Origin of the sequence: Candidatus Fokinia solitaria (assembly GCF_003072485.1) — a bacterium.
Taxonomy (GTDB): Bacteria; Pseudomonadota; Alphaproteobacteria; order Rickettsiales; family Midichloriaceae; genus Fokinia; species Fokinia solitaria.
This window is the reverse complement of sequence record NZ_CP025989.1, coordinates 561,353-576,774: the sequence shown is the minus strand read 5'-3', so window position 1 is coordinate 576,774 and position 15,422 is coordinate 561,353. Positions and strand designations below refer to the sequence as shown.

At 35.0% G+C, this 15,422-nt stretch carries 13 protein-coding genes; 6 read left to right on the top strand and 7 right to left on the bottom strand.

All coding sequences use genetic code 11. From position 1 onward, the window contains the following. Positions 1–381: 381 nt before the first annotated feature. From Fsol_RS02580 to clpX, 5 genes are all read right to left on the bottom strand, one after another. Entirely contained in the window at positions 382–906 is a 525-nt protein-coding gene (locus tag Fsol_RS02580) for an SH3 domain-containing protein (protein WP_158521627.1), read from the bottom strand. Then, complete coding sequence (locus tag Fsol_RS02575) at positions 899–1,582, bottom strand: MotA/TolQ/ExbB proton channel family protein (protein WP_108673336.1); 684 nt, start codon at positions 1,580–1,582, stop codon at positions 899–901. Before Fsol_RS02575 ends, Fsol_RS02580 begins: the two co-directional genes overlap by 8 nt. A gap of 62 nt (positions 1,583–1,644) precedes the next feature. Beyond that, positions 1,645–2,667 carry a CorA family divalent cation transporter gene (locus Fsol_RS02570; protein WP_108673335.1) on the bottom strand — a complete coding sequence of 341 codons (1,023 nt, stop codon included), beginning with the start codon at positions 2,665–2,667 and terminating at the stop codon, positions 1,645–1,647. A 44-nt stretch (positions 2,668–2,711) separates the two neighbouring features. Continuing rightward, entirely contained in the window at positions 2,712–5,075 is a 2,364-nt protein-coding gene (topA, locus tag Fsol_RS02565) for a type I DNA topoisomerase (protein WP_108673334.1), read from the bottom strand. A 22-nt stretch (positions 5,076–5,097) separates the two neighbouring features. Then, the gene (gene clpX / locus Fsol_RS02560; RefSeq protein ID WP_410519422.1) at positions 5,098–6,372 is read right to left on the bottom strand and encodes an ATP-dependent Clp protease ATP-binding subunit ClpX; all 1,275 of its coding nucleotides are present in this window, start codon (positions 6,370–6,372) and stop codon (positions 5,098–5,100) included. Positions 6,373–6,460: 88 nt separating this feature from the next. On the opposite strand from clpX, the gene Fsol_RS02555 reads away from it, so the two are divergent. Next, positions 6,461–7,186 carry an SDR family NAD(P)-dependent oxidoreductase gene (locus Fsol_RS02555; RefSeq protein WP_108673332.1) on the top strand — a complete coding sequence of 242 codons (726 nt, stop codon included), beginning with the start codon at positions 6,461–6,463 and terminating at the stop codon, positions 7,184–7,186. 70 nt (positions 7,187–7,256) lie between these two features. Next, on the top strand, positions 7,257–8,405 hold the full coding sequence (locus Fsol_RS02550; RefSeq protein ID WP_108673331.1) for a branched-chain amino acid transport system II carrier protein: 1,149 nt from the start codon (positions 7,257–7,259) through the stop codon (positions 8,403–8,405). Here Fsol_RS02550 and Fsol_RS02545 read toward each other — a convergent pair. Both Fsol_RS02545 and Fsol_RS02540 read right to left on the bottom strand, forming a co-directional pair. Further along, complete coding sequence (locus Fsol_RS02545) at positions 8,397–8,753, bottom strand: TrbC/VirB2 family protein (protein WP_108673330.1); 357 nt, start codon at positions 8,751–8,753, stop codon at positions 8,397–8,399. The two genes, Fsol_RS02550 and Fsol_RS02545, sit on opposite strands and share 9 nt — an antisense overlap. A gap of 418 nt (positions 8,754–9,171) precedes the next feature. Then, the gene (locus tag Fsol_RS02540) at positions 9,172–9,414 is read right to left on the bottom strand and encodes a hypothetical protein (protein WP_108673329.1); all 243 of its coding nucleotides are present in this window, start codon (positions 9,412–9,414) and stop codon (positions 9,172–9,174) included. 142 nt (positions 9,415–9,556) lie between these two features. Between Fsol_RS02540 and Fsol_RS02535 the strand changes: the two genes are divergently transcribed. From Fsol_RS02535 to bamA, 4 genes are all read left to right on the top strand, one after another. Then, positions 9,557–9,985: an RpiB/LacA/LacB family sugar-phosphate isomerase gene (locus Fsol_RS02535; RefSeq protein WP_108673328.1), complete on the top strand. Its 429-nt coding sequence runs from the start codon at positions 9,557–9,559 to the stop codon at positions 9,983–9,985. Positions 9,986–10,072: 87 nt separating this feature from the next. Further along, positions 10,073–11,206 carry a hypothetical protein gene (locus tag Fsol_RS02530; RefSeq protein ID WP_108673327.1) on the top strand — a complete coding sequence of 378 codons (1,134 nt, stop codon included), beginning with the start codon at positions 10,073–10,075 and terminating at the stop codon, positions 11,204–11,206. 272 nt (positions 11,207–11,478) lie between these two features. After that, entirely contained in the window at positions 11,479–12,483 is a 1,005-nt protein-coding gene (locus tag Fsol_RS02525) for a M50 family metallopeptidase (RefSeq protein ID WP_108673326.1), read from the top strand. A 309-nt stretch (positions 12,484–12,792) separates the two neighbouring features. Next, positions 12,793–15,420, top strand: a complete 2,628-nt coding sequence (bamA, locus tag Fsol_RS02520) for an outer membrane protein assembly factor BamA (RefSeq protein WP_108673325.1) — start codon at positions 12,793–12,795, stop codon at positions 15,418–15,420. The last annotated feature ends 2 nt before the right edge of the window (positions 15,421–15,422 follow it).

Sequence of the window (15,422 nt, the reverse complement as noted above, 5' to 3'; positions counted from 1 at the left end):
CTTTAGTACTAAGGCGCTGCGTCTAATACAACAAAGTTGTCTAATTCTTTATCATTGAGTATTTTGCAGAGAGTTACTGAATTCTACTACTTCTTTTTTTTACAAACTCTCTTGATGAGTGACTTATCGATATAGAAAAAGCGATAAGAAAGACAATGTTTAGCTATAGAATAGTAGCTAAAAAAGTATACTTTCATTCTTATGTTATGAGTCTGATATTATTCTTTTTTGTTTATGGATAAAAGCAGCACTACCGATGCACTATCTAATTGATAAAAGTGCACTATTTACTATTGAAAAATGACAACTATCGCTAAATTCATCATTCTAATGTCAAGTACAATTCTATAAAGCTACTTCTTATATCTCCATGCGGTCGATTTATTTTCTGTCAAATCCCCACAAGTGCTTTTCTTCTACCCAACCTTTTATTTCATTGATACTTATTTTGCACCATGCATTTTTACGCTTCAGCACCTTTACAATAGTGCCGTTTTTTAACGTACCAATTTTAGGAAATTGGTATGAAGGGAAATATCTTAATGACACTCCTACATCTATTACTCTAGCGGTCTTGTTGGAACTCAATAAAGACTCATGTATCCATCCTATATTTTTTTCATAATCTGAAACTTTTCTCCACTGCTTGAATTCATCCAGTACTTGTACCGGCATATTAATACATGCGTAAGACTTGAATACAGGATAATCATATCCTGCACCTACTCTCATAAGTACTTTGGAAGATTTAACGCTAGTAAATCTCGGAATTGGAAGATTTGTAACTCTTCCGTACTTTGTGACTTCATCTGCTATTACTGCAAGTACGTATTTTCTATTGCATGCTATGATACTGAGAAAAATTATTACTAAGTATCTTATAATTTTATTATTCTTCTTATTCATCATTTATGCTATTCGAGATGATTAATCCCCATAATTCTGATGAAAAAATACGAACCTTTGATTCGATTTCGGATATCATAAGATTCATTTTATTGTTATAAAATACGCTAGGTATAGCAACGAAAAGTCCTATAGCTGTTGCGAGTAAAGCTTCGGCTATACCAGGTGCTACCGTTGCAATTGTGATATTTTTCTGCAGTGCGATGGACTGGAAGCTATCCATGATACCCCATACAGTACCGAGTAGCCCAACGAAAGGAGCAAGAGAGCCTATTATCCCTAGCATACCTATGCCGCTACTCATAGCGAGCAGCTTTTTTTCGATAACAGAATTTGTTATATGAGATATATTTTCTTTTAATTTATTAAAAGAAGTTGAATTTTCCAAAGAACTCATAATGCTGCCATGCTTACATGCATCTATCATTTTTATAGCGAGAGAATGATGCGGAATAAATTCACTTTTATGAGAAAAATGCACTAAGATCTCTCCAATTGGTAATTCTCTCAAGAATTCATCTTCGAAAAGGTTAATGTTTTTTTCTATCCTTCGTAACAAAAATATCTTGTGCAATATTATAGACCAAGAGTATACGGACATCAGCAACAGTGCTAAAAATACCAGCTGTACGACGAATGTAGAGCCTGTTATTATCGATAGTATAGAATTGTGCATGCTTTGTTTGAGAGTTGGAGATGAAGGATGTTATATGGCGTATTTGCAAAAATCAATTTTATCTATATCCATCCTTTTCTCTTAAAGTATATTAACGGTATGCTTGATGAAATAAGCATCGCAACAAATGCTATCCAATATCCAAATTCCCACGTAAGCGCTGGTAAGAACTCGAAGTTCATGCCATATATGCTTGCTATCAAAGTTGGTGGCATAAATACCGCTGATGCTATGGTAAAGAGCTTTGTTATTGCGCTTTGTTCTACTGAGATCACACCAAGTGCAGCATCAAAAAGGAAAGAATTACGTTGAGAAAGGAAATTAGAATACTCATTCAAGGAATTAATTTCTCCGGATATTTTATTAAATCTTAAGCGATGTTCTTTGTTTTTCTGCAATATGTATCTAGTTTGTGAGTAGTATATTATCATTCGATGTATACTCATCAGACTTTCTCTGCTTTTTGATATCAATTGCGCTGATCTTCCTATTTTATGTAATGCCTCCTTATATCTGTCTTTGATCTTCGTTTTTGCAACATCCTCAAATAGCATTTGAAGTATTGAATCAATCTCATTACCTCCTGCTTCTAAAATGGTAGCGACATTACCGACGATAAATTCTATTACTGATAGCAAGAGCAATTCCGGAGAAAGTGTAGATTCTGGAAATTCTCTCAGTACCATTCTTTTTATGAAGCTTTCAAGTAATGGTGCATTATCGTGTTTGATCAGTATTAAGCATTCGCTTGTAAGAGTGAGAGTTAGTGCAAAGCTTTCAAAGGATTCGCTTGTACCTTGCAAAGCTGTAATTGTCATATGATACGTTTCACTCTTTTTGTCAGCTGATGCTTTTACTTCAAAAGAAGATTTTACCTCGAACGGAGTTTTTACCTCTCTTATTTCCATCTCTTCCTCTGTTGGTATATAGAGCGAAAACAATTTACTTATTATCCTTACTTCTTCATCACTTGGAGAAGTAATGTCTACAAAAATGCTGCTTTTATCGATATCTCTAATATCATCAGCGATAGAATAAAACTCCCCTTTTGTATTGAAGTTCTTTTTGATAGCTATAATTGGCATATTACACTCATAGTATTTTAATATTATATATACCGAGATAATACTTACTTTATAATAGCAAGTGCCTCATCGAGGGTTAATGAGAAGATATCAACTTTTTTAGCGGTAGTATACTTGTTATTGTGAAATATGTATGCGCCATACTTACCTATACCTACTTTTACTTCTAAATTTGTACCTGGATGTATACCAAGTGTACGTGGTAAAGAAACGAGTTTTTTCGCATTTTCTGATGAAACTACGTATAAACCTTCATGTGTTTTTTCTATCATAGATTGCGGTACAGAAAAGCGTTCTTTTTTTTCTCCAGATATCTCTATATAGAGTCCGTATCTTCCATTATACAGCATTACCGGTATTTCAGTTTCTTCTTGGTTATAAAGTAGTATTGGATATTTGCTTTCAGAACTTGTCTTCCATTCTGCAGCACCTCTGTTCTGCAATTTTAAGAATACGTCATTTAGCGATGCTGTAAAAGTGCACTTAGGGTACTCACTACAACTTAGAAATGCACCACTCTTGCCGAATTTTAACGATAATGCATTTTGACAAGAAGGACATGAAGCTTCATTCGTTGAAGTAGCACCGAAGGCATGTACAACATATGGTGTAATTTTCTCATTTAGCGCTTTAATGACGGTAGTCATTTCGATACTTGCTGTATGTAGTACTACTGCATGAAATCCATTCCAAAAATCCTGTAATATCTCAATGTAATTTATCTTATCATTTGCTATCTGATCTAAGTTATCTTCAAGTTTTGCTGTGAAGTCATATGCTATATATTTGTCAAAATACTCTCTTAAGAACATATGAGTCACTTCTCCAAGCGCTTCTAAGTAGAATCTTTTTTTTTGTATCGTGACATAGTTTCTTTTCTGTATTATGCCTATTATCGATGGATAAGTGGAAGGACGTCCTATGCCTAATTCTTCCATAGATTTTATTAGAGTAGCCTCAGAGTACCTAGAAGGAGGTTTTGTAAAATGTTGCTTTGTAAATGCATCGCGTAGTATCAGTTTTGCGTCTTTCTTAATATATTTTTCCACATTCTCAACAGAAAGAGAAGTAACGGCCTCAGCATCTTCTTCTGTACTGTCAGCAGATGCGATATCGTATGTCTTTGTAAAGCCATCAAAAGTCACGCATGATGCTGAAGCTGAAGCTACTGCTTCGATATTACCGTTATCATTAATACCACTTACTGTGACGGTAATGTGCTTATGCTTTGATGGCTGCATTTGACTTGCGATCAATCTACACCATATCATCCTATATAGCTTATACTGCTCTTCAGTGAGATGCTGTCTTATAACTTCCGGAATAAGCAGAGGATCTGTCGGCCTAATTGCTTCATGTGCTTCTTGCGCGTTTTTAGTTTTATTTATGAAGGTGCGAGGACGTTTTAGAGAATATGCTTCACCATATTTCTTTTGTATGAGTGTGGTAACTATGTTAATGACCTCGGGAGAGACTGATATACTATCAGTTCTCATATATGTGATTAGCCCTGTAATCTGATTGTCAATTTTGATCCCTTCATATAACTTTTGTGCAATTTGTGCAGTTTTTTGTGCAGAAAAACCGAATCTCTTCGATGCTTCTTGCATCATGGTAGAAGTAGTAAATGGAGGAGAGGGCTGAGTTGCACTTTCGCTTTGTACGATGTCGCTTACTGCATAATTTAAATGTAGTATTGCGTCTTTGATATTGTTTGCTTCCTTTTCATTGCTAATTGTGAACTTTTTTAACTCTTGCGCGTTAAATTGAAGCAATTTACATTGTAAAAATTGTTCTTCAGTAAGTGAGAAATTAATGTGAATAGACCAGTATTCTTTTGAATTAAAGAGTAATATTTCATTTTCTCTTTCCGCTATCATCTTTACTGCTACGGATTGTACACGACCTGCAGATTTGCTGTTTGGTATCTTACGCCATAGTATAGGAGATAAATTAAATCCTATAATGTAATCGAGTGCTTCTCTTGCTCTCTGCGCATATACAAGTGGCATTCTTATGTCACTAGAAGACTTAAGTGCATTTTGTATCGCATTTTTGGTTACTTCATAAAAAACTATTCTCTTTATATTCGCTTTCTCTGATACTACGTTTCTCTCTCTCAGTATTTCTGCTATGTGCCAAGCTATTGCCTCTCCTTCTCTATCAGGATCGGTAGCCAAGTATATGTTAGTGGCTTTTTTTGCTTTTTCTGCAATTTGATCCACGATTTGCGAAGCTTTTTCGGATAAAGAATAAGTTGGACGAAACTGATTATTGTAGTCTATCATGCCAGATTTAGATGGTATGGAACGTACATGTCCATATGAAGATATCACACTAAATCCTTTACCGAGGTAACCGCTTATAGACTTTGCTTTAGAGGGAGATTCTACAATTAAAAGTTCCATACTACTCTCTAATAAAAATTTTTTACGCTACGAAGTTAGCTACTCTAGATTCAGAAAAAAAGTCCAATACGTTATTTTTCGTAATTATAATCTTTCTGTAAGATTGATTATGCGGCGCTTCAAACATGCATTCTATCAATAAATGCTCTAAAATGGAGCGTAATCCACGTGCGCCAGTCTTTTTTCTTATACTAAGTCGCGCTATCTCTATAAGTGCATCGTGCTCAAATTCTAACTCTATATTGTTCTGTAGAAGAACTTTTTTGTACTGTTTGATCAATGCATTTCTAGGAGATACAAGTATAGATACAAGATCGTCTTCAGTTAAAGCATCAAGAGTGACAATTACAGGTAATCTACCTATGAATTCCGGGATTAATCCATAATCTAAAAGATCTTCATGCTCTACTTTTCTTAAAATCGCAGATAATTCAACGTGATTCTGCTTATTTTTGGCGCTAGTTGATAAAAATCCTATGCCAGAGTCTATTACGCGAGAGCTGATAATCTTATCAAGACCTTCAAATGCACCGCCTACGACAAATAATATATTCTTAGTATTGACCTGTATCGGCTCGCTTCCTCTATGTCTGCTGACATTAACAACAGTACCTTCTATCAACTTTAAAAGTCCTTGCTGCACTCCTTCTCCAGATATATCACGTGCAGTAGAACCGCCATGCTTCTTCTTTGCTAATTTATCTATCTCATCTATATATACTATCCCTTTTTGTGCTGCTTCTACGTTATAATCGCAGTTAACAAGTAATCTCATGATGACATTTTCTACGTCTTCTCCGACATAACCTGTTTCTGTTAATGTAGTTGCATCTGCTATTGCAAATGGAAGTGAGAAGATTTTTGCTAAAGTTTCGGCAATAAGAGTTTTACCGCATCCAGAAGGACCTATTAATAATATATTACTTTTAGCGACTTCAACATCTTTTAATTCTTCTCGTATCTTTCGTATATTTTCCTCTTGTTCATCATGCGGAGAGTTTTCGCGATTTTTGATTCTGCAGAAGTGATTATACACCGCTACGGCAAGAATACGCTTAGCATTCTGTTGACCTACTATATGTACGTCTAATTTTTCTGTTATATCCTTTGGAAGAGGGCATTCTAGCGCTTCTGGAGAATTATAAGTATTTCCTCTATCTCCCTTCAAAATAAGATTACAAAGTTCTACGCAGCTGCCGCATATCATTGCTTCTTTTCCTATAATGACCTTCTTCAGCACACTGCCGCTTCGACCACAAAACTGACAGCTTATTTTTTGGCTTGACATGTTGTTTATAATTGTATTTTACGCTTTTCTGTGATTGCTTTGCGATTATCATGAATACATACTTGAGCGGTAACTTCAAGTAAAGAAAAAAAATGATATGCGGCATGTATGTATTACTGGTAGTACCAGTAAATTAGGTACGAGTATTGCGGATTTCTTTGTAAAGAATGCATGGAATGTGACGATGCACTACCACAGCTCTCCGAAGAACCTAGACACTTACCTGTCGAACTCTAACACACGCTTAATACGCGGCGATCTCAGAAAGCACAAAGATATTAATATGCTATCAGAACTGATACATAAAAGCGACATCAATTTACTCATTAACAATGTCAGCATATTATATAGTGCAGAAAAGAAGAAAATTGACAAAAAATTCGTCGATGTGTTAAACGTAAATTATGTTGCAGCATGTGCATTGACAAAAGCGATATATGAGCACTCTATCCAGCATAATAATATGCGTACATTTCATGTAATTAACATATTAGATTCGGAATTATGCTTTACGTCAGATACATTGACTGAGTACTATGTGACAAAACATGCGCTGTATCGTTATACTTTGGAAGCTGCATTGTGTTTTGCGCCGCATGTAAGAGTTAATGGAGTTGCTTTAGGCCCTACCATAAGAAATGAAAATCAATCGGAAGAGCATTTTAAAAAAATTAGTGAAGCTGCACCACTAAATTATAGTAATGAAGTTAGCGAGGTATTAGCAGCGCTAAATTTTCTTATCAATAGCGGATCCATTACCGGAGAAATTATCCATTTAGGCGGAGGTAGGCATCTTTCAAATAAAGTAATGAGCTTTTTCTAAATTCTTCATTTTAACTTTACTACCATTTGTATAATATGTAGCATCCTGACTTATTGAAAGGAGATTTGCTATGAAGTCGGCACTATTTTATGGATTTGCAATTTTTGCAATGTTCTTCGGATCAGGTAATATTATATTTCCGCTTCAGGTAGGTATTTTATTAAAAGGAGAGTGGTTATTTGGAGCTTTTGGATTGCTTATTACAGGAGTGTTGTTGCCGTTTCTAGGTATGTTTGCAGTGAAAATGCATAAGGGGAGTTATGAGTCATTTTTTGGAGAAGGGGGCAAGATAGCAAGGAAAGTTCTTCCATTAATTACCTTATCGTTACTTGGATCAATAGGTGTAGTGCCTAGATGTGTGGCAGTGGCACATGGCGCAATGAAATACGCGTTTTCTGATATCGAATTATCATCCTTCAGCGCAATATTTTGCATCTTGATGTTTTTATTTTGCATTAAGGAAAGATGGCTTCTTTCGATGCTTGGTAAATGGATGAGTCCTATGTTATTTGTGCTGCTTGCGAGTGTGATTCTAATAGGACTAATGAAAGAAGAAGATATAGTATTATCAGATGTATATCCTGATGCCTTTAATCAAGGATTTATAATTGGATACCATACGATGGATTTATTAGCTGCATTTTTCTTTTCTACGTTAATTTTTAATCAAATAAAAGATACTATTCCTCCGTTAGCAGGTGCAAAGGAAATTATCAGAATTGCGATCTTTCCGATGCTATGTGGCGCTATGATATTATCATTTGTATATATAGGTCTCGTTTTTCTTGGTGCGAAATATTCTAACGTAGTTCAAGATGTAGCGCCGGAATTCTTACTAGCTACTGTAGTAAATTATATAGTACCAGATTATGGTAAGGTAGTAGTTGGAGTAATAGTGACTTTATCTTGTTTCACTACAGCTGTGGCTCTAAATAGCATATACGCCAGATACTTATCCTCAATATTGAAAATAGCAAAAAGTTTTCACGGTGTGTTATTTTTTACGACTTTTACATCATTTGCATTCTCTCAAATGAATTTTGAAGGAATAAGCAATTTTTTAAATCCGATTCTGGAAATGATATATCCTAATTTGATAGTACTTACCTTATTAAGCGTTATCATGCACGGAAAGTACTATCATTTTAGGATATTTATATTCTATATAAGCGTTTTAATTACATGCTTAAAGCATTTTAAGTTCTCATCTCTAACTTGATGTTGAACTGCCACATGTGAATGGCTGTAGTGATGAACTGGTGCTGCTATCGACACTCGTAAATACGGCAGCCATTTGTGGTGCTCCTACTATAACAGCTCCTGCTATGAATATTACTACAACTGTTGTCCATGATACTTTGCCAAATAGTCCGCCAAGACCAGTCGAGATAATGGTAACTGTAATGACGGCAGTTACTATCGGACCACTTATTATTTCAAAAATGTTGCATAATACCTGCTCAAGAGGGGTTACATCTGGAGTAGTACTATCAGCAAACGCAATCGCAGGAAAAATTAGCATTACTATGAAGAATAAGTATTTCGATAATTTTTTTATATGTTTCATGACAGTAGAAAAAAATGTTAAAAAAACAATGAGATAAAAAATAATTCAAAACGTCTTATTTTTTAATATAGTTTTATTCTATATGTTTAAAATTGACATTGCAATAACATTGCTATTATATCTTTATCGATTTAATAAATAATACATATTCTCATTTAGGAAGAACTTTACGAATATGATTTTATGCGATGTAAGTAGCATTTTTTAGAAAATTTACTACCGAAAAGAAATACGGAATATATCCCTCAAGAAGACATATTAGATATCAAAGTCATACTAGAAACGCTGACGTTTTTTTTAAGATACTAAGTTACAGCGCGAAAAGCTTCAAAGTAGGAAGCGGAGAGAAAGCTTGGAAGAAGTAAGTAAAAAAGTAGAGAGTGTAAAATTAAATTGCCAATTTACACTCTCTATCAATTTATTTTGTAGTTGTAGTACTTGAAGCAGAATTACTAGTGCTACTTGTAGCATTTGCTGCAGGCGCCTGAGTGGTAGTAGACGGCTTAGTATTTTTTTTCTGACTATCAGTGTCCGTTGTAGTACTATCCGTTGTAGTAGCGCTATTTGCATCTTGAGTTTGATCAGCTGCATTAGCTATTGATGAAGCCAATGAAAGAGAGAAAAATGATGCAATGAACGCATATTTTAAGTACTGTGTCATGTTGAAAAACAAAGTAATGTTAGATGGAGTTGATACGAGACTCCATACGACTATGATCGATTCTAGTGATTACTTAGTCTTATTGCAATATTTTATGTTAACTAATGAATGATATAAGTAAACAATCGAGTGCAAAGCTATTATGCGTATTGTAATAGGTGCAGATCATAGAGGATACTGGATGAAGCAGAAGCTATTTGCCTTTATGCTACAGCACTATATTGATTCAGAAATTTTTGATGCTGGATGCGATGAAAAAGAGATTGTGGATTATCCATTAATTGCGAAAAAAGTTGCAATGCAAGTATCTGCTAATGGAGTGATTGGAATTCTGATATGTGGCAGCGGTATAGGAATGAGTATTGCAGCAAATAGATATCAGCAAGTGAGAGCTGCTCTATGTCATAACGAAGAGTATGCGCGTATCTCAAGAGCACATAACAATGCAAACATACTAGTATTAGGAGGGGATTTTTTAGCGTTTGATGAAGCTAAAAATATACTCAACGTATTTATTGCAACAGATTTTTCCAATGAACCTAAGCACTGCAATCGGATAGCGATGCTATAGATTAGATATCAGAAAGAATTCTGTTGTTATTATTTTGTATGCAGAGTTAGTATTATATATGTCATACAAAAAATTCATTTTATTATTATGCATAGACGGCATAATGCTGCAGCAGCTTATTTTCTTAAAACTCTACATGTAGGATTTATCGCATACTCTTGGAATCTTGAGCATCCAATGATAACTTCCTTGCATTTACACTCTCTAATCTCATTACCAGCTGCTTTTGTAGAAGGTGCTGCTGTCGGATTAGCTACTACTATGACAGAGTGTGTACTAGCGTACAAGAATATCTATACACCTGCGGAAATTGCAAAGAAACATTTCTTGATAGGCGCTGTCGCAAAAGCTACCTATAGTGTACTAAGTACAGTCATTGGATCATCGTCTGGTGGGATGGTAGGAGTGACTTATGTAGGAAAAGTAGATGTCGCGAGTACTGTTTCGAAATTTGCAATCGATTTGTCTTTTTTAATAGATTTTGAAATTTTTCAAAAATGGCATTTTCTCAGAGAAGCAATTCCAAGTATTCATGGCGCCGTTTCCTGCGTTGCTAAGAAAAGTGTACATGCTACAGAAGTGTCTATTTTAGAGAAAATAGTTGGATGTGGCATTTCGCATATAGGTTATAATATGGCAGCAGAAGGACTTAAAAAATATACTGATATCCATAATAGTATTGGAGGTTATTTGTGTAAGCATTTTGATAACGCTATTTGTGTAAATATAGTAAATACTATGGTTCTAAAGTTGCTTTCTGTAACATATAACGTTGATGTAGAGAAGACCAATATGCTTGTGATGAAGAGAAGTATTACGGAGGAATTTTGCTATGTACCAACTGCAGATATTATAAAGTCGCAATGTTCGGTATATACCTTTTCTAATATAAACTCTCCTGACGTTTGCAAGCGTGGAGATAAATTATCTATAGAATGCGTAGAATCTCGTAGTTTTAAGATATTAGATGGTACTGAAAATTGCACGATTATTGCAAAAGTAGATGGTTTTATATCGTCCATTATGTTTACTATTTACGATAGTACTTCATTTAGCATAGATTACGAAGAAGTATCCGCACGTTTTCATAATCTTCCTTCTGACTTAGGTTTTACTCCTAAGAATTTTGAGAAAAGTGATGTCAGTAGTGTAATTTATCAGAATGATAATTCTATAAATAGTGATAGTAATTTATCTATATTTCAAACTATTATCGAATAGCAATATATAGGACTAAAAATTGATATGAGTACCATTAAATTTACAGTACTTAACGCTACTTAGTGCGACGTAATAACTTGTGTGATAGTGAATGCTAGATGCTGCTATAAGAGTGGAAAGATACGATATAATGTTTTATGAAAGATGAAGAGGTAATTGACGAGAAAACGCGAAATGTAGGGAGAAGCTATGAGCCTCTTTCATTGAAATGACTTTATTTTGTTACTAGTGTATGATAGCATCATCATTATGATTCAAAGATAAAAAGAAAAATGGAAGCACTGTGGATGTTTGTAGAATTGCTGCTTTTCCTGTTTCCTATTGTGATGTTGCACGAATTAGGACACTTTGTTGCCGCGAAAATATCTGGAGTAAAAGTAAATGTTGTATCTTTCGGATTTGGCCGTAAATTGTTCGGATACAAAGATTCTGCAGGAGTATTATGGCAAATAGCTCTTTTTCCATTAGGAGGGTATGTGAAAATGCAAGACGGTTTGAGTGATCCACATTCATACGAAAACAAATCTCCTCTTATAAGAGCTTTTATATGCATAGGTGGGCCGTTAGCAAATTTTCTGCTTTCCTGCGTAATCTTGGTATTTACTTCGATATACATATCGAATTACTACGAAGAAGGAATTGTTTTAGGAGTGCAACACGAATCTGTAGCTGAGAAAGTTGGCATTATAAAAGGTGACGTGATATTAACAGTGAATGGAAAAAGTATGTCTGAGATTAGCGCATTCTACGGCAAAGATAATCAGGATCTCGTAATCTTGGTAAAGAGAGGAGATAATAATGTGGTACTTTCTACAACAGTCAATCATTTGACAGAACTTGGAGTAAATATTACCGTGAAAAGAAGTTTACTCAGCTCTATCGAAAGCGGTCTTAATGATACAGTTATAATGTGCAAGCAAGTATTCTCAGGTATACCTATGTTACTAAAAACTGCATTCAACAAGGATGAGAAGGCAGAAATTGTAGGGCCAATTGGCGTTGCGAATTTAGTTCATTCTATCTTACAGAAAGGCTTTCCAGCGCTACTATTCTTCATGGCGGTGCTTTCTATTAATCTAGGTGTCTTTAATTTACTTCCTATTCCAGGCTTAGATGGAGGAAATATTGTAATATGTCTCTTAGATTTTATCACCCTCTTACTATTTAAGAAGAGAATCCCGCAAAATGTCCAAAAAATTCTATTCTTCCTCGGCTTTGTGTTTATTATAGCAATCCTTATATCGGTATCAGTAAGCGATGTGAAGAATTTGAAATAATGAACATCTTCTCCTTCATGTTCTTATCTTCTTAGTATACTTTTATTTATCTGTATCGTTTTCGCGCAAGGATACCTAAGCGTTATTTTCTCTTTATTTTATTATATCATCGCATGATATTTGCGATACTTTTCGCGTATGCGTTTCATATAAGTTTTGATTTTTAGCATTAAATTTTTAAGTAATTTGCCGAAATGTTATTTTTCATATCGATATTAAGGTATCGAATGGAGTCTTGGATTTGATTATTTTGTAAAAATGTATATCCTCTACCGATGACTGGAAAATCTAGGTATTGGTATATTTTTGATGAGATACTTTAAAAGATTTACTCTTTTGCTTCTGTTATTTCTTTTTCTTGGCGTTTGTTATGATGCCGATGCTGCAACAGGAGGTACTGTGATTTTCACTGAAGACGTAAAGCTGACTGTTGCAGGTAATAAGATGCTATCTTCGAGCGCTATTATACATTACTTTGCATTACCAAAGCGTAAGGAAATTACGGAACAGCTAATAAATAACTCTATTAAGAAGTTGTATGGTACTGGCTTCTTCAAAGAAGTAAGAGCCGAATTTGATGAAAAAGAGCACTCAATATCCATCAAGGTAAAAGAAGTGCCCATAGTTAATGCTGTGTTCTTTCGCGGGAATAAAAATATCAGTGACTCTACATTGCAGAATTTTGTGAAGATGAAGCCTGGTACGCTGTATGGTTATCAAAAAAGCTGGATGGATTCACAAGTATTAAAGCAAGTGTTCAGAGAAAAAGGGTATTTTGAAGCTACAATTACTCCGAAATTTGTGATGCTTGATGATGTGAGAGTGAATGTAATATACTACATATACGAAGGTAATGCGCCTTCTGTAGTTGCGATAAATTTTGTTGAAAATAAAGCATTTTCAGATGCTAAATTGAAAGATGTGTTATCGATGAAAGAGAAGACTTGGTATCGTGCGCTTGGTAGCAGTCATATAGTGAAGCACAGTACAATGGTTTCAGATATACAGAGACTGAAGGAGTTTTATGAAGACGCAGGATATATAGATTGCGAGGTAAGTAATGGCGAAGTTGCAATTCTACCAGAGAAAAAAGGTGCACTTGTGACATATGTAGTAGATGAAGGAGCGAGATATATCATAAGAAATATGACTGTCAATCTAGAGAAAAAAGTGAATTTTTCAGATGTGATAAAAAAGATTAATATCAGAAGAGGAGATCCAGTTTCCATCGGAAAGATAAAAGGATTACAAGAAGCGCTGAAAGAGAAGATGCATGAAGCAGGATATGCCTTTAGTAAGGTATCGTACGAAATAACTAAAGATGGCTATGAAGTAGATGTGCGTTTCAATATCACAGAAAGCAGCTATGTTTACGTGGACAATATCGTGATAGATGGCAATTCAAAGACTAAAGATTTTGTCGTGAGAAAAGAGTTAGAAATAATGGAAGGAGATCCTTTTAAGATGGAATACGTTAATGCATCTCTTTCTAATATCAGAGCACTTGATATATTCGATGATATCAATGTTAGTGTTGTGCCACAGCAAAATGATAGAGCAGATCTAAAGCTTACGGTGAAAGAAAAAAGTACTGCAAAAGTGCAGTTGCAAGTAGCTTATGGTGGCATGGATTCTACAGGTAAATCTAAATTTTCTGGATTACTTGAACTTGTGGAAAGAAATTTCCTCGGTACTGGAAAGATAGTTGATGTAAGATTTTCAGCAGGACCAGCGCCTGGTATGATGAATAATACGGCGAACGTAGCGCCATCTTTTGCTACTGACTTTACATATACCGATCCGTATTTTCTTGAGCGTGATTTAAAGTGGCAATTTGGAGCTTTTTATAATACCACTCCGTATTATACTGAGAATGCTAATACTAAACAGGCACAGTACGATATAGTGAGAAAGGGGCTGTTCACAAAATTTATTTTCCCTATGACGAAAAATTGTGACGTAGGCTTAGGATATACTGTAAGAGGTGATGATATAAATAATAAAAAAAGTGACGTATCAGCGTATATCAGAGCAGAACAGTCTCCGTATGTGATATCAGCCGTAACATCATCTATAACGTATAACAAGGTTTTTTATAGAGGAAAATTGCCAAATGGCTATTCTATAGGTCTTTTCCCGGAATTCGCTGGATTAGGTGGAAATGGATACTATCAGAAGTACGATGTCAGTGCTAATTTCTACTTACCAACTGCTGATAGAAGTCTTCTCATTTATACAAAACTAAATGGAGGGCTCATTGAAGGCTTTGGAGATAATAAAGTAAGTGTTGTGAATGGATTTATGCTTGGTGCGCCTAAAGTACGCGGCTTCCAGCCAAATGGTATTGGTCCTAGAGATAAGTTATATTCTGATTCCCTAGGTGCTAAAAAGTACTTCACTACCTCGGTAGAGTTGATATATCCTCTGAAAATAGCGAAAGAATTGGATATCGATGTGAGAGGATTTGTGGATTTTGGTACTTGTTGGGATATAGACATACCAAAGAAAACTTGGGAGAAAATGGGCTATTATCCATATAATGGAAAAGTGCCAGATGAAGCGCAAATGAGAGAAGAAGTGCAAGGATGTGGAAAGGAACTATCGACATTTAAAAAAGCAAAAGAAAAAGCAGCAGAACAGCCATGTAGAGGAGGGCCATTGGCATTAAAAAAAGCAGCAGAAGAAGCACAGACGTGTAACGCAGCACAATTGTCTCCTGAGTGCATAGAAAGTCTAAAGAATCCTTACTTTGTACAAGGATTAAATCCATATAATGGATATTATAACTTTGAAGCAGTAAGAGGTGGTATCGGTGTAGGATTAAGCATAAAGTTACCGTTTTTAGGTACAATCTCCTTTGATTATGCAATTCCTATTAATCCGCAAACTGGAGACTTAGAGCAACGCTTCTTCATATATGGTAGTGCTGCGTATTAATG

Coding starts and splice junctions, on each gene's coding strand:
- Fsol_RS02580 (WP_158521627.1), bottom strand. CDS start 906: ATGAATAAGAAGAATAATAAAATTATAAGATACTTAGTAATAATTTTT.
- Fsol_RS02575 (WP_108673336.1), bottom strand. CDS start 1,582: ATGCACAATTCTATACTATCGATAATAACAGGCTCTACATTCGTCGTA.
- Fsol_RS02570 (WP_108673335.1), bottom strand. CDS start 2,667: ATGCCAATTATAGCTATCAAAAAGAACTTCAATACAAAAGGGGAGTTT.
- topA (WP_108673334.1), bottom strand. CDS start 5,075: ATGGAACTTTTAATTGTAGAATCTCCCTCTAAAGCAAAGTCTATAAGC.
- Fsol_RS02555 (WP_108673332.1), top strand. CDS start 6,461: ATGCGGCATGTATGTATTACTGGTAGTACCAGTAAATTAGGTACGAGT.
- Fsol_RS02550 (WP_108673331.1), top strand. CDS start 7,257: ATGAAGTCGGCACTATTTTATGGATTTGCAATTTTTGCAATGTTCTTC.
- Fsol_RS02545 (WP_108673330.1), bottom strand. CDS start 8,753: ATGAAACATATAAAAAAATTATCGAAATACTTATTCTTCATAGTAATG.
- Fsol_RS02540 (WP_108673329.1), bottom strand. CDS start 9,414: ATGACACAGTACTTAAAATATGCGTTCATTGCATCATTTTTCTCTCTT.
- Fsol_RS02535 (WP_108673328.1), top strand. CDS start 9,557: ATGCGTATTGTAATAGGTGCAGATCATAGAGGATACTGGATGAAGCAG.
- Fsol_RS02530 (WP_108673327.1), top strand. CDS start 10,073: ATGCATAGACGGCATAATGCTGCAGCAGCTTATTTTCTTAAAACTCTA.
- Fsol_RS02525 (WP_108673326.1), top strand. CDS start 11,479: ATGGAAGCACTGTGGATGTTTGTAGAATTGCTGCTTTTCCTGTTTCCT.
- bamA (WP_108673325.1), top strand. CDS start 12,793: ATGAGATACTTTAAAAGATTTACTCTTTTGCTTCTGTTATTTCTTTTT.